The following is a 13,391-nucleotide window of genomic DNA, read 5'->3' as shown; positions in this document are numbered from 1 at the left end:
GCCCCCCACCCCCCCCCCCGCGGCCCACCCCCCCCCCCCCCCCCCCCGCCCCCCCCCCCCCCCCCGCGGGGGGGGGGGCGCCCCCGCGTCCCGGTCCGGCTAGGGTCGGCCCGTGCCCTCCGACGTCATCCTCGACCCGCCCGTCTCCCGCTGGAGCACCGTCGCCGACCTCGCCGACGCGCTCGCGGCCCCCGCGGCCGACCGCGTCCTCCTCGTCCCGCTCACGGCGGCCGACGGTGGGGCCGACGCCCTCGCCGCCGCCGGGCTCGACGGGGCGCTCGTCCTCGCGACGCACGAGCCGGCGCGCGGCGCCGGCGAGGTGACGACCGTCGCCCTCCCGCCGGGGCAGGGCCCGGTGCGCCGGGTGCTCCTCGTCGGTGCCGGCGAGGGCTCGGCCGACGACCTGCGGACCGCCGGGGCCGCGGCCGGCCGCGCCACCCGGGACCGTGCCGACACCGTCCACGCCCTCGGCGACACGGCCGGCGCCGGCGTCGCCGCGTGGGTCGAGGGCTGCGTCCTCGGCGGCACCGGCTCACCCCGTTGGACCGCCGACGGTGCCGCCGCGGGGCCGCTCCCGGCGGCCGCGTCGGCCGTCGTCACCGCGGACCCGGACGCCGCCGAGGTGGTCCGCCGCGCCGTCGTGGGCGCCCGCGCCCAGCTCCTCGCGCGCGGTCTCGCGATCACGCCGTCGAACGTCAAGAACCCCGCCTGGGTCGCCGCACGGGCCCGGACCGTGGCACGGCGCACCGGCCTGGGCGTCGAGGTCAAGGACGAGCGAGCACTGCGCAAGGAGGGCTTCGGCGGCCTCCTCGCCGTCGGCCAGGGCTCCGCGACGCCACCGCGCCTCGTCCGGCTCGACCACCGGCCGCCCGGCGCGACCCCGACGACGCCGCGGGTCGTCCTCGTCGGCAAGGGCATCACCTTCGACACCGGCGGCCTGCAGGTCAAGGCGTCGGACGGCATGGTGTCGATGAAGACCGACATGGGCGGCTCGGCCGTCGTCCTCGCCGTCCTCGCGGCGTGCGCCGAGCTCGACGTCCCGGTCCACGTCACCGGGCTGCTCGCGCTCGCCGAGAACGCCGTCGGCGGCGGCTCCTACCGCCCCGGGGACGTCGTCACCCAGTACGGCGGCACGACGGTCGAGATCGGCAACACCGACGCCGAGGGGCGGATCGTCATGGCCGACGCCCTCGCCTACGCGGACGCCCACGTCGACCCGGACGTCGTCGTCGACGTCGCCACCCTCACCGGAGCCGCCCGGATCGCGCTGGCCCGCGTCATGGCCCCGGTCTTCGCGACCGACGACGCCCTCGCGGACGCGCTCGTCGCGGCCGGGGAGTCGACCGGTGAGACGCTGTGGCGCCTGCCCCTCGCCGACACCTACCGTCGAGCCCTCGACTCCGACGTCGCCGACCTCACCCACATCGCCACCGGGGTCGGCGGTGGCGCCGTCACCGCGGCGCTGTTCCTGCGCGAGTTCGTCGGGGAGCGTCGCTGGGCGCACCTCGACGTCGCGGGCACGGGACGCTCGGACGTCGACGCCGGGCTCCACGCCAAGGGGGGCACCGGGTTCGGGACGAGGCTGCTGCTGAGGTGGCTCCAGGAGGTTCGATGAACGCCGGGTACGGGTTGACGGTCCGCTGGTCGCTCGAGGGGGCTCCGGACGACGCGCCCGACCGGCTCCGCGAGTACGTCGTGGGCACCTCGATCGCCCGCTTCATGTTCCTCGACGGGCTCGCCTTCAAGGTGTGGCGGATGCGCGAGGGCGAGTGGTTCGAGGGCACCTACGTCTTCGACAGCGACCAAGAGCGCGCCGACTTCCGGAAGTCCTTCGAGCCCGGGGCCGCGTCCTCGCCGGGCAGCGAGATCATCGGCTCCGCGCCCGTGGCCATCGAGGAGTACGAGGTCGTCGCCATCGCCGAGGGGCCCGCGGGCTTCCGGCGCGGGGCCGGTCCCGCCGTCAGCTGACGGTCAGCGCTTGACCGCGACGAGCAGGCCGTCGCCGACCGGCAGCAACGCGGTGACGAGGTCCTCGTGGTCGCGCAGGGACTTGCCGAGGTCGCGCAGGGCAGAGGTCACCGGGTCGCGCTGCGCGGGGTCGGCCACGCGGTCGTGCCACAGCATGTTGTCGACGGCGAGCAGGCCGCCGGAGCGCAGCAGCCGGACACCGTGCTCGACGTACGTCGGGTAGGACTCCTTGTCGGCGTCGACGAGCACCATGTCGTAGGCGCCGTCGGCCATCCGCGGCAGGACGTCGGCGGCGGCGCCGGTGATGACCCGCGTCCGCTGCGGCGGATGGCCTGCGGCGGCGTAGGCCTGGCGGGCGGCGCGCTGGTGCTCGGCGGAGACGTCGATCGTCGTGAGGACGCCGTCCTCGGGCATCCCGGCGAGCAGCCAGAGGCCGGACGTCCCCGCACCCGAGCCGACCTCGACGACGTGCTTCGCCCGGACCGACGCGGCGAGCAGCCGCAGGGCCGCGCCCGCGCCGGGACCGACCGGGGTGGCGGTACCGAGCCCGACACCGCGTCGCCGCGCCTCCTCGACGACCTCGGGCTCCGGGACGAACTCCTCGGCGTAGGCCCAGCTGGCCGGCTTCATCCCGCTCATGCCGCCCAGCCTATGCCGCGGGACGGGGCCCGGCGCGCCACGACGTCCCGGGCCGCCACGGTTCCCAGCGGGCGTCCAGGTTGCCCGGGAACAATTCCCGGTTCCGGCGCGTAGGGATGGACACATGACCACGGTGGCGAGGGACGAGATGACGACGAGGCAGGACGGGGAGGTCGGGGCGGCGCCCGGACAGCCCTGGGTGGCGCCCACCTGGGAGGAGGTCGTCGAGCAGCACTCGGCGCGCGTCTACCGCCTCGCCTACCGGCTCACCGGCAACGTCCACGACGCCGAGGACCTCACCCAGGACGTCTTCGTCCGGGTCTTCCGCTCGCTGCACACCTACCGGCCCGGCACCTTCGAGGGCTGGCTGCACCGGATCACCACCAACGTCTTCCTCGACAGGATGCGGCGCAAGCAGCGCATCCGCTTCGACGCGCTGTCCGAGGAGTCGGCCGCTCGGCTGCCCAGCCGCGACAAGGGCCCCGAGCAGACCTACGCCGACACCCACCTCGACGACGACGTCCAGCGCGCGCTCGACGCCCTGTCCCCGGACTTCCGCGCGGCCGTCGTCCTCTGCGACATCGAGGGCCTGTCCTACGAGGAGGTCGCCGCGACCCTCGGCATCAAGCTCGGCACGGTGCGCTCGCGCATCCACCGCGGCCGGGCCCAGCTGCGCGACGCCCTGTCGCACCGGGCCCCGCAGCCCCGCCCCGAGGCCGCCGTCCCGGCCCGGCGTGGGCCCGTCGTGCGCCGCCCGGCCGCGGGAGCCGTATGACGGCGCGACCCTCCGTGCGGTGCCTCGACGACGAGCTCTCCGAGTACGTCGCGGGGCGGCTCGACGACCGTCGCCGCGCCGCGTGGGACCTCCACCTCGTCACGTGCGAGACCTGCTGCCGGGCGGTCCGTGAGGAGCGGCGTCTGCGCGAGGCGCTGAGCGGGGGACCGGCGATGCCGGGTGACCTGCGCACCTCCCTCCTGGCGCTGGGCCGCGACCTCGAACCGCCGCCCGTACCCGTGTGCCCCGAGCCGCTCGCGCTGCTCGCGCCCTCGGCACCGCCCTGCCACCGCAGCCCGCTGCGCGCGACGGTCGTCGCCGCGACGGCCGCCGGGCTGTCCGCGGCCGCCGCGTGGAGCCTCACCGTCATCGGGGCGCCCGCGCCCGCGCGGCCCGGCGTCACGACCCCGGTCGTCGTCCCGGCCGTGGCCACGGCCCGGCCCGTCGGGACGGCGGTCACGACCGTCGACTTCGGCCGGTCCGACCCCACGCGGCCCACGAGGACCGTGCGCGGGGCAGAATCGACCCCATGAGCGAGCGCCACCCGGGGTCCGACGACTGGCATCCGTGGGGACCCGCGCAGGAGCCCCGCCGCGAACCGACGTGGGCGACCCCGTCGGAGACGCGGCCCTACCAGCCGATCAGCGGCTCCTGGTCCGAGCAGCCGCGACCCCCGCAGGGTGCCGACGACTGGCCGTGGTCCGAGCCCGGCGCCGTCGGTGGCGGGGCCCAGCCGCCCGGACCGCCGCAGCAGGAGCCCCGTCGCCGCGGTCCCGGGTGGGGCGCGTTCGTCGGAGGCCTCGTCGCCGTCGGCCTGCTCGCGGGGACGACCGGCGGGGTGGTCGGCGGGTTCCTCACCGACGGGTCGCCGTCGGGGTCGACCTCCCGCACCGCACCCGTCCCGACGCCGGGGGCCGGGTCGACGACCCGCCCCGAGGGGTCGATCGCGAACATCGCGGCCACCGCGCTCCCCAGCGTCGTCACCCTGCGGGTCGGTGGCGGCGCCACCGGGTCCGGCTGGGTCTACGACGACGCCGGCCACGTCGTGACGAACAACCACGTCGTCGAGTCCGCCGGGGACGACGAGATCGTCGTCGTGCTCGCGAACGGCGAGCAGGTCACCGGCCGGGTCGTCGGCCAGGACGCCTCCTACGACCTCGCCGTCGTCGAGGTGACCGGCGCCGAGCTGAGCCCGCTGCCGATCGGGCGCTCGGCGCAGGTCGTCGTCGGGGACCAGGTCATCGCGGTCGGCGCCCCGCTCGGCCTGGACTCCACCGTGACGACCGGCATCGTCAGCGCCCTCGACCGCCCGGTCACCCCGGGGGCCGCCGACGACCAGTCCTTCATCAACGCCATCCAGACCGACGCGGCGATCAACCCGGGGAACTCCGGCGGGCCGCTGCTCGACATGGGCGGCGCGGTCATCGGCGTCAACACCGCGATCGCCCGGGTGCCGGGCAGCGGCCTGGGCGGCGGCCAGAGCGGCAACATCGGCGTCGGGTTCGCGATCCCCAGCGACCAGGTGGCGACGACGGTCGAGCAGCTCATCGAGACCGGCACCGCCGAGCACCCGGTCATCGGGGTGTACCTCGACAGCGGGTACCAGGGCGAGGGCGTCCGGGTCGCGGACGAGGGCCCCGACGGCGCCCCGGCGGTCAACCCGGGCGGCCCGGCGGAGGCCGCCGGGCTGCGGGCCGGCGACGTGATCGTCGCCTTCGAGGGCCAGCCGGTCACCGAGGGCGGCGAGCTCGTCGTGAAGATCCGGTCCCGGCGCGTCGGCGACACGGTCACCCTCACCGTCCGTCGTGACGGCGGCGAGAAGGATGTCAGGATGGTCCTCCAGGGCTCGGACTGAGCCCGAGGGCACGGGTCCGCCGAGGGCCCACCGGCGAGGGAAGGAGCGTGCCGCCATGTTCGGCGTCGGCGGATGGGAGTTCGTCCTCCTCGTGCTCATCGCCGTGTTCGTCCTCGGCCCGGACAAGCTGCCCGAGTACGCCGCGAAGCTCGCCCAGTGGATCCGCAAGCTCCGGGTCATGGCCGAGGGGGCGAAGGACCAGCTGCGCGACCAGCTCGGCCCGGAGTACGAGGACATCGACTGGCGCCAGTACGACCCCCGGCAGTACGACCCGCGGCGGATCGTCCGCGAGGCCCTGCTCGACCCCATCGACGACGCCGTCGCGCCCGTGCGCGACGAGATCGGCTCGGTGCGCTCGGCGGCCCGGATCCGCGGGGACAAGGACGGCGCGAAGGCCACCGACGCCTCGAACGGGTCCGGCGGCGCCCGGGCCGCCGCCGCGGCGGCGGCCGCGACCGCGGCCGTGCCCACCGCGGACGAGGTCGACGAGCCCGTGGTCGGGCCGCGGCCGAGGACCCCCGCGGTGCCGCGGGACTTCGACCCGGCGAGGCCGACGCCCTACGACGTCGAGGCCACCTGAGGACCGGACCCGGGAGCCGCCCGGGGAAGCGCCGCGCTCAGCGCCCGACGGGGGAGAGGCCGAGCGAGCGCCCGGCCAGACCGCGCGAGCGGGTCGCGAGCGACGACGCGACGCCACGCAGCGCGACGGCGGCCGGCGAGTCCGGCTCGCCGAGGACGACCGGGGTGCCCTGGTCCGAGCCGACCCGCAGCCGGGTGTCGAGCGGGACCTGGCCGAGGAGGGGGACCTCCGCGCCGATCGAGCGGGACAGCGACTCCGCGACCTCGCGACCACCGCCGGCGCCGAAGATCTCCTCGCGGGAGCCGTCCGGCAGCTCGAGCCACGACATGTTCTCGACGACGCCGGCGAGCCGCTGGTGGGTCTGCAGGGCGATCGAGCCGGCCCGCTCGGCGACCTCCGCGGCGGCCTGCTGGGGGGTCGTCACGACGAGGATCTCGGCGCCGGGGATGAGCTGGGAGACCGAGATCGCGATGTCGCCGGTGCCGGGCGGCAGGTCGAGGAGCAGGACGTCGAGGTCACCCCAGAAGACGTCGGCGAGGAACTGCTGCAGGGCGCGGTGGAGCATCGGACCCCGCCAGACGACGGGCTGGTTGCCCGGCACGAACATCCCGATCGAGATGACCTTCACGTCGTGCGCGACCGGCGGCATGATCATGTCGTCGACCTGGGTCGGCTTGCGCTCGACACCGAGCATCCGGGGGATGGAGAAGCCGTAGATGTCGGCGTCGACGACCCCGACGGACAGGCCGTCCTGCGCCATCGCGGCCGCGAGGTTCGCGGTGACCGACGACTTGCCGACCCCGCCCTTCCCGGAGGCGACGGCGTAGACCCGGGTGAGCGAGCCCGGCTTGGCGAACGGGACCTCCCGCTCGGCCTGGCCGCCGCGCAGGTGCGTCTTGAGGTCGGCGCGCTGCTCGTCCGTCATCACCCCGAGGGTGACGGCGACGTCGGTGACCCCCTCGACCCGGCTCAGTGCCTGGGTCGTGTCCTTCGTGAGCGTCTCCTTCATCGGGCAGCCGGCCACGGTGAGGAGGACGGTGACGGCGACCCGGCCGTCGTCGTCGCTCGTGAGGTCGCCGACCATCCCGAGCTCGGTGATCGGCCGCCGGATCTCGGGGTCGATGACCGTCTCGAGGGCGGCGTGGAGGGCGTCCGGGCTGACCTGCGACATGCCTCCGATTCTAGGTGGGCCGCCGGCCCTCGTCCGCCGCGGGCCCGTCCGCCGGGGCCTGCGCGTCCGTGTGCTTCGTCACGGCCAGGCCGCGCTCCTCCATCTCGTCGAGCAGGTCGCGCAGCTCGCTGCGGACGAAGTCGCGGGTCGCGCTGTCTCGCATCGCCAGTCGCAGCGCCGCGACCTCCCGGGTGAGGAACTCGGTGTCGGCGAGGGCCCGCTCGTCGCGTGAGCGGTCCTGCTCGAGCGCCACCCGGTCGCGGTCGGCCTGCCGGTTCTGCGCGAGGAGGATGAGCGGCGCCGCGTACGACGCCTGGAGGCTCAGCATGAGGGTGAGGAAGATGAAGGCGTAGGGGTCGAACCGCAGCGGCTGCGGCGCGAGGGTGTTCCACAGCAGCCAGACGAGGACGAACAGCGTCATCCCGATGAGGAAGTACGCCGTCCCCATGAACCGGGCGAACTTCTCGGACAGGACGCCGAAGGCCTCCTCGGAGAACAGCGTCGGCCGGGAGAGCCGGCGCCGCCCCCCGGTGCGCGGCTGGTCGACCCGGGTCCTGCGGCGGTCGCGCTCAGCCATGGCCGACCTCCGGGTGGGTCACGACGTCGTGCCGCTCCTCGCGCCAGTCGTCCGGGAGGATGTGGTCGAGGACGTCGTCGACGGTCACGGCCCCGACGAGCGACCCGTCCTCGTCGACGATCGGCATGCCGACGAGGTCGTACGTCGCGAGCATCCGGGTGACCTCCCCGAGCGTCGCCGTCGGCGGCAGGGGCTCGACGTCCTTGTCGATGATCCCGCCGACCGGGTTGTGCGGCGGCTCGCGGAGCAGGCGCTGGATGTGGACGACGCCGAGGAAGCGGCCGGTGGGTGGCTCGAGCGGCGGGCGGCAGACGAAGACGCTGCAGGCGAGCGCCGTCGAGAGCTCCTTGCGGCGGACGACGGCGAGGGCCTCGGCGATCGAGGCCTCGGGCCCGAGGATCACCGGCTCGGTCGTCATGAGGCCGCCGGCGGTGTCGTCCTCGTACGTGAGCAGGCGGCGCAGGTCGGCGGCGTCGTCCGGCTGCATCCGCTGCAGCAGCTCCTCCTGGCGCTCCGGCGGCAGCTCGGAGAGCAGGTCGGCGGCGTCGTCGGGCTCCATCGCCTCGAGGACGTCGGCGGCGCGGGAGACGGCGAGGCCGACGAGGATCTCGACCTGGTCGTCGCCGGGGAGCTCCTCGATGACGTCGGCGAGCCGCTCGTCGGCGAGGGCCGCGGCGACCTCGGCCCGGCGCTGCGGGGACAGGTCGTGGATGACCTCGGCGAGGTCGGCCGGCTTGAGGTCCTCGTACGCCTCGAGGAGCTTCGTCGCCCCCTGGGCCTCGCTCGGGTCGCGCAGGCCGCGGACGTCCTCGACGGCGGCGACGTAGGTCTCGCCGCGCCGACGGCCGAGGCGCCCGAGCCGGCTCGGCCGGGAGGCGGCGAGCCGCACCGCGACCCGGGTGACGCCCCAGCCGCGCGCGCCGAGCTGCTCGATGCCGATGTCCGTGACGGTGCCGGGCACGACGTCACCGGTGTCGGTGCGGACCTGGACGGGACGCTCGAGGAGCTCGGCGACCGCGAGGGTCTCGTTCCCGCGCTGCTCGAACCGGCGCATGTTGACCAGGCCGGTCGTGATGACCTGGCCGCCCTCGACCGAGGTGACACGGGTCATCGGGACGAACACCCGACGCCGCCCGGGGACCTCGACGACGAGCCCGATGGCCCGGGGGCGGGTCCGGGCGACGCTGAAGGTGACGACGACGTCGCGGACCCGGCCGACCTTGTCCCCGAGCGGGTCGAACACGTCGAGCTCGGACAGTCGGCCGACGAAGGCGCGGGTCGGCGTGCTCACGGGCGACAGGCTATCCGGCGGGCGGGCCCGCGGTGGGCGTCACCCGGCGGTGCGGCGCCGTCCGCCCGCGCGACCGCGCAGGTGCCAGGGACGCCACCGGGCCGTGGCGGGCCCGGCGGGCCTTACTGGCGCGGCGCCGGAGCCCTCGGCGTCGCCGGTGGGGCGGGCCACGGCGGCGGTGTCGGGGACCAGCGCGTGGACGGTGGCGCTCTCGCGCCAGCGACCCTCGACGTCGCCGGTGGCGTTGAGCCGGACGGGGCGCAGCAGGTCGACCGCCTCCTGCCACTCGGCCGAGCCGGGCTCGAGCTCGGCGGCGACGGCCGGGACCGTGAGGAGCCGCCCACCGGAGTCCTTGCTCCGCAGGACGAGCACGACGTCCGCCGGGAGCCACGGGAGGTGCTGCTCGCCGGGACCGGACACGACGAGCACGGCGGCCGGCCGGTCGGCGTCCTCGTCGGCGGGGCGCCACACGTGCCACACGGCGTGGTCGCCCGCCCCGGGGACGCGGACCCACAGCATCCCCGACTTCGTCGCGGCCTCGCCGAGCAGGCGGGCCGGGTCCGGTCCGGACGGCTCGGCCGGGGCGTCGGTCATGGCGGGCACTCTCCCACACCGCGGGCGCGCCGGGCGGGGGAGCGGGCTCGCGTAGGCTTGCCCCTCGTGGCCACGGACTTCACCCAAGAGATCAAGGACCTGCACACGACGATGGCGTCGGTCCGCGAGGTCACCGACCTCGGCGCCCTCGAGCAGCAGATCGCCGACCTCGAGCAGGAGGCCTCCGACCCCACCCTGTGGGACGACCAGGAGCGGGCGCAGAAGGTGACGTCCGGCCTCTCGCGGGCCAAGGCCGAGTACGACCGGGTCACCGGGATGGCCGCCCGGGTCGAGGACCTCGAGGTGCTCGTCGAGATGGGCCAGGAGGAGGACGACGCCGACACCATTGCCGAGGCCGAGCGCGAGCTCGCCTCGCTGAAGAAGGCCGTGACGAACCTCGAGGTCCGCACCCTGCTCTCCGGCGACTACGACGAGCGGGCCGCCGTCGTGACCATCCGCGCCGGCGCCGGGGGCGTCGACGCCGCGGACTTCGCCGAGATGCTCCTGCGGATGTACCTGCGCTGGGCCGAGCGGCACGGCTACCCGACGACCGTCATGGACACGAGCTACGCCGAGGAGGCCGGCCTGAAGTCGGCGACCTTCGAGGTCGACGTGCCGTACGCCTACGGCAACCTCTCGGTCGAGGGCGGGACCCACCGGCTCGTGCGGATCAGCCCGTTCGACAACGCCGGCCGGCGACAGACGAGCTTCGCGGCGGTCGAGGTCGTCCCGCTCATCGAGGGCACCGACTCCATCGAGATCCCGGAGAACGACCTCAAGGTCGACGTCTTCCGCTCCAGCGGGCCCGGCGGGCAGTCGGTCAACACGACGGACTCGGCGGTGCGGATGACCCACATCCCGACCGGCACCGTCGTCTCGATGCAGAACGAGAAGAGCCAGATCCAGAACCGCGCCGCCGCGCTGCGGGTCATGCAGTCGCGCCTCCTGCTCATCAAGCGTGCCGAGGAGGCCGCCGAGCGCAAGGAGCTCGCGGGCGACATCAAGGCGAGCTGGGGCGACCAGATGCGCTCCTACGTCCTCCAGCCGTACCAGATGGTCAAGGACCTGCGGACCGAGCACGAGGTCGGCAACCCCGACAAGGTCTTCGACGGCGACATCGACGAGTTCATCGAGGCCGGCGTGCGCTGGCGCAAGGCGCAGGAGAAGGCCGCGGAGTGAAGGCTCCCACCACCTGGGCGGCGTGGCGCTCGGACCTGGCGGCGCGGGTCGGCGCGCTCGCCGACGGCGAGAGCCTCCTCGTCGAGGCACCGGAGCGGGCCAGCCGCCGGGCGAAGGCCGGGCGCCGTCTCCTCCTGCCCGCCCCGCGGGTGCCGACCCGCCCGTGGGTGCGGCTCACCCGGATGGAGGACCTGCTGCGCGGGACGTGCGTCGGGCCCGAGGTCTTCCACGGCGCCTTCCCGTGGAGCGCCGACGAGCACGCCGACCTCCTCCGTCTCGGCTGGCACCTCTCGCACGCCGACGGCAGCGACTACGTCCGCTTCTGGCCCGACGACGTGCCCCACGGGCCGTACCTGCCGGCAACCGACGCCGAGCGGGCCGCGGCGGCCGTGCGGACCACCGTCGTCGAGGTGCTCGACCCCGCGGTGGTCCGCGAGGACGACGCCCCCACGCTGCCGACGGTCACCTCCGCCTGACCGGCTCCCGCGTCACGGCAGGTCGAGCCCGAAGTACGTCGTCTGGTCGCCGGCGGCGACGACGGCGGCGTCGAGCGCCGCCTGGGGCACCGACGCGGAGCCGCCGAACGCCAGGACGAGGTCGAGCGAGGCCCGCGTCCGCAGGGCCTGGCCCCTCGTCGGCTCCGGCAGGGTGCGGCCCCGGGTCAGCAGCAGCGGTTGTCCGACGGAGGCCATGAGAGCCCCGCCGGACACCGCGTCCGGCCAGGACCGGCCGTCGGCGAGGGCCAGGACGGACCAGCCGGCGAAGAACCGGTCAGCGACGTTGCCCGCGACCTCGTAGCGCGTGGCGCCGCCGACGACCTCGGTCCGCGGGTCGCCGGCCACGGAGTCGGCACCCTCACCGCCGACGGCGAAGACCTCGGCGTCCGTGCCGAGCGAGGCGAGGTAGTCCCGCGTCGCGGCAGGGAGCGAGGACCCCCGCGACAGCAGGACCGGCGCGTCGAGCGAGGCGGCCGCGGGACCCGCGACGAGCGCGTCCGTGAAGGCCGTCCCGGAGGCGACGAAGGCGGCGTCGGGGCTGCCGCCGCGCACGACGTCGAGACGGCGGGCGACGTTGGCCGCGACGTCGTACCGGGTCTCCCCGCCGGTCCGCCGGACGGTGTAGCCCCACTCGCGCAGCTGCCGCACGACGCGGGGGGAGACCGACGCCGTCCCGCCGACGACGTGGACGGTGCCGCCCGGGGCGAGGGTGGACTCGATCGCCACGAGGGTGTCCCAGCCGAGCACGGTCGGCCGGGTGAGGACGACCGGGCCGCCGAGGGCCGCGGCGAGCGGGACGGCGGTGAGGGCGTCGGCGGGGGAGCGCCCGCCGGCGAGGACGACGGCGTCGACCGAGTCCGGGTCGTAGAAGAACGCCGTGAAGGCCGAGACCTCGTAACGGTGGGCGCCGTCGAGGCGCCACTCGGCGGCCGCGGGGTTCTGCGCGCGCCAGTCGAGGGACGTCACAGGGGTTCCGGCCGGGACGGTCCACACGGTGTGGTCGGGGGTCGAGGCGCGGTACCGACGCCCGGTGCCGAGCGAGCGGACGTGGACCTCGAGCTCGCTGCACTCGGCCCCGGTCGGTCCGACGGCCACGACGTGGGCGAGCATCCGCCGGTCCGGGCTGAACGCCGGAGCGAGCCCGCCGCAGATGGCCCCGACGTCGGCGACCCGCTCGGGGCTGCCGTACCCGGAGGCGGTGAAGTCGTCCTGGTGGTCGACGTAGAGGTGTGCCGTGCCGTCGGCCGGGTCGGTCCCGGTGAAGGCGAGGTAGGTGAGCTCGTCGCCCGCGAAGACGCCGAGGCCGGGCTCCTGGCCGACCGCGGGTGCCCCGGGGGAGTACGCCGAGAGGCCCAGGTCGGTCCAGGACGTCGTGCCCTCGAAGCCCGAGAAGGGTGCCGGGCCGACGACGAGGGTCGGACCGTCCTCGGCCTGCCGTCGCACGAAGAGCTCTCCACCGTAGGGGCTGACGGCGGCGGCCGTGGCGTCCTCGACGTCGATCGGGGTCGAGAAGCGGGGGTTCGTCGAGCGAGCGACGAGGCGGCCGTCGACGGTCGTGACGAAGCCGTCACCGGCCGGGGACCACGCCACCGGGACGTCGGACGCCGGGTAGCCCAGGGAGGTGGCGCCACCGTCCCGCAGGAGGGGGGCGACGCGCGTCGTGCCGTCGGACGGGACGGTGCGGTACGCCTCGGCGTCACCGCCGGGGGCGCTCGAGAGGTCGGAGAGGGGTCGCTCGGACGTCGCCGTGCCCGTGGCGGAGCCGTCGCGGGCCACGCGGACGAGGGTCGAGGACGTCGGCGTGCCCACCGTGAGGAGGGGGGAGAAGGGGACCTCGTCCCAGGGCGCCTCCGGCGCGCCGCCGACGACGAAGGGGGCCGGTGCCCCGGGTCGCTCCGGGACGGTGCGCTCCAGGCGCTCGGCGCCGTCCAGCAGCCGGCGGACGACGTCCGCGTCCGAGCGCCCCGCGAGGCCGTGGACGGCCGGCCCGGTGGGGCCGAGCGGCTCCGCCGTCGCGCTCGCCGGGAGGGCGAGCACCGCGGCCGCCGTGGCGGCCGCGACCAGTGGTGGTCTGTGCACCGGGGTTCCTTCCCCTCAGGTGGCCACCGCGGCTCTCCGCGAGTGCGCCGAGCGCACCGTACGGCCTGCGGGGGTCGCCCGGAGGCCGAACCGCGCTCACGGCGGCGGATCGTGACCGGACGGCCCGCGCCGGGGGGCCGGTCGACGGCCCGGGCCGGACCGGGCGGGCACGGCAGAGGGCCCGGC

14 protein-coding genes are annotated in these 13,391 nt (G+C 75.7%); 8 read left to right on the top strand and 6 right to left on the bottom strand.

The features are described from left to right. Nucleotides 1-112: 112 nt before the first annotated feature. Both KC207_RS06620 and KC207_RS06615 read left to right on the top strand, forming a co-directional pair. The gene (locus KC207_RS06620) at nt 113-1,615 is read left to right on the top strand and encodes a leucyl aminopeptidase family protein (protein WP_211602176.1); all 1,503 of its coding nucleotides are present in this window, start codon (nt 113-115) and stop codon (nt 1,613-1,615) included. After that, nucleotides 1,612-1,968, top strand: a complete 357-nt coding sequence (locus KC207_RS06615) for a hypothetical protein (RefSeq protein WP_211602174.1) — start codon at nt 1,612-1,614, stop codon at nt 1,966-1,968. The genes KC207_RS06620 and KC207_RS06615 overlap by 4 nt, the downstream gene beginning before the upstream one ends. A 3-nt stretch (nt 1,969-1,971) precedes the next feature. On the opposite strand, the gene KC207_RS06610 is transcribed toward KC207_RS06615, so the two are convergent. Beyond that, nucleotides 1,972-2,607: an O-methyltransferase gene (locus KC207_RS06610; RefSeq protein WP_211602172.1), complete on the bottom strand. Its 636-nt coding sequence runs from the start codon at nt 2,605-2,607 to the stop codon at nt 1,972-1,974. 148 nt (nt 2,608-2,755) lie between these two features. Between KC207_RS06610 and sigE the strand changes: the two genes are divergently transcribed. The 4 genes from sigE to KC207_RS06590 are packed head-to-tail and all read left to right on the top strand — an operon-like array spanning nt 2,756 to nt 5,817. Further along, the gene (sigE, locus tag KC207_RS06605) at nt 2,756-3,382 is read left to right on the top strand and encodes an RNA polymerase sigma factor SigE (protein ID WP_211602178.1); all 627 of its coding nucleotides are present in this window, start codon (nt 2,756-2,758) and stop codon (nt 3,380-3,382) included. Beyond that, nucleotides 3,379-3,915, top strand: coding sequence for an anti-sigma factor family protein (locus tag KC207_RS06600; protein ID WP_211602170.1), 537 nt, complete (start codon nt 3,379-3,381; stop codon nt 3,913-3,915). The genes sigE and KC207_RS06600 overlap by 4 nt, the downstream gene beginning before the upstream one ends. Beyond that, nucleotides 3,912-5,237 carry a S1C family serine protease gene (locus KC207_RS06595; protein ID WP_211602165.1) on the top strand — a complete coding sequence of 442 codons (1,326 nt, stop codon included), beginning with the start codon at nt 3,912-3,914 and terminating at the stop codon, nt 5,235-5,237. Before KC207_RS06600 ends, KC207_RS06595 begins: the two co-directional genes overlap by 4 nt. 55 nt (nt 5,238-5,292) lie before the next feature. Next, nucleotides 5,293-5,817, top strand: a complete 525-nt coding sequence (locus tag KC207_RS06590) for a Sec-independent protein translocase subunit TatB (protein ID WP_211602164.1) — start codon at nt 5,293-5,295, stop codon at nt 5,815-5,817. A 37-nt stretch (nt 5,818-5,854) separates the two neighbouring features. Here KC207_RS06590 and KC207_RS06585 read toward each other — a convergent pair whose 3' ends face one another. From KC207_RS06585 to KC207_RS06570, 4 genes are read right to left on the bottom strand one after another with little or no spacing between them, the layout of a single operon-like run. Beyond that, the gene (locus tag KC207_RS06585) at nt 5,855-6,988 is read right to left on the bottom strand and encodes an Mrp/NBP35 family ATP-binding protein (RefSeq protein WP_211602161.1); all 1,134 of its coding nucleotides are present in this window, start codon (nt 6,986-6,988) and stop codon (nt 5,855-5,857) included. 10 nt (nt 6,989-6,998) lie between these two features. Then, the gene (locus KC207_RS06580) at nt 6,999-7,565 is read right to left on the bottom strand and encodes a DUF1003 domain-containing protein (RefSeq protein WP_211602155.1); all 567 of its coding nucleotides are present in this window, start codon (nt 7,563-7,565) and stop codon (nt 6,999-7,001) included. Next, nucleotides 7,558-8,856 carry a magnesium transporter MgtE N-terminal domain-containing protein gene (locus tag KC207_RS06575; protein ID WP_211602153.1) on the bottom strand — a complete coding sequence of 433 codons (1,299 nt, stop codon included), beginning with the start codon at nt 8,854-8,856 and terminating at the stop codon, nt 7,558-7,560. The genes KC207_RS06580 and KC207_RS06575 overlap by 8 nt, the downstream gene beginning before the upstream one ends. 39 nt (nt 8,857-8,895) lie before the next feature. Beyond that, nucleotides 8,896-9,450, bottom strand: a complete 555-nt coding sequence (locus KC207_RS06570; protein ID WP_211602151.1) for a hypothetical protein — start codon at nt 9,448-9,450, stop codon at nt 8,896-8,898. Between the two features lie 66 nt (nt 9,451-9,516). Here KC207_RS06570 and prfB point away from each other — a divergent pair, with 66 nt between their 5' ends. Next, nucleotides 9,517-10,629, top strand: a complete 1,113-nt coding sequence (gene prfB / locus KC207_RS06565) for a peptide chain release factor 2 (protein ID WP_211602149.1) — start codon at nt 9,517-9,519, stop codon at nt 10,627-10,629. Continuing rightward, a complete protein-coding gene (locus KC207_RS06560; RefSeq protein ID WP_211602147.1) occupies nt 10,626-11,105 on the top strand; it encodes a TY-Chap domain-containing protein in 480 nt (159 codons plus the stop codon). Before prfB ends, KC207_RS06560 begins: the two co-directional genes overlap by 4 nt. 12 nt (nt 11,106-11,117) lie before the next feature. On the opposite strand, the gene KC207_RS06555 is transcribed toward KC207_RS06560, so the two are convergent. Next, on the bottom strand, nt 11,118-13,205 hold the full coding sequence (locus KC207_RS06555; RefSeq protein ID WP_211602145.1) for a cell wall-binding repeat-containing protein: 2,088 nt from the start codon (nt 13,203-13,205) through the stop codon (nt 11,118-11,120). Nucleotides 13,206-13,391: the final 186 nt, after the last annotated feature.

Origin of the sequence: Phycicoccus avicenniae, from assembly GCF_018139485.1 — a bacterium.
GTDB classification, from domain to species: domain Bacteria; phylum Actinomycetota; class Actinomycetes; order Actinomycetales; family Dermatophilaceae; genus Phycicoccus; species Phycicoccus avicenniae.
This window is presented reverse-complemented; position numbering and strand designations above follow the sequence as displayed.

Bases quoted from the DNA above. Each gene is read 5' to 3' on its own strand.
- KC207_RS06595 (WP_211602165.1), top strand. From the start codon at position 3,912: ATGAGCGAGCGCCACCCGGGGTCCGACGACTGGCATCCGTGGGGACCC.
- KC207_RS06615 (WP_211602174.1), top strand. From the start codon at position 1,612: ATGAACGCCGGGTACGGGTTGACGGTCCGCTGGTCGCTCGAGGGGGCT.
- KC207_RS06590 (WP_211602164.1), top strand. From the start codon at position 5,293: ATGTTCGGCGTCGGCGGATGGGAGTTCGTCCTCCTCGTGCTCATCGCC.
- KC207_RS06570 (WP_211602151.1), bottom strand. From the start codon at position 9,450: ATGACCGACGCCCCGGCCGAGCCGTCCGGACCGGACCCGGCCCGCCTG.
- KC207_RS06585 (WP_211602161.1), bottom strand. From the start codon at position 6,988: ATGTCGCAGGTCAGCCCGGACGCCCTCCACGCCGCCCTCGAGACGGTC.
- KC207_RS06600 (WP_211602170.1), top strand. From the start codon at position 3,379: ATGACGGCGCGACCCTCCGTGCGGTGCCTCGACGACGAGCTCTCCGAG.
- KC207_RS06610 (WP_211602172.1), bottom strand. From the start codon at position 2,607: ATGAGCGGGATGAAGCCGGCCAGCTGGGCCTACGCCGAGGAGTTCGTC.
- KC207_RS06580 (WP_211602155.1), bottom strand. From the start codon at position 7,565: ATGGCTGAGCGCGACCGCCGCAGGACCCGGGTCGACCAGCCGCGCACC.
- sigE (WP_211602178.1), top strand. From the start codon at position 2,756: ATGACGACGAGGCAGGACGGGGAGGTCGGGGCGGCGCCCGGACAGCCC.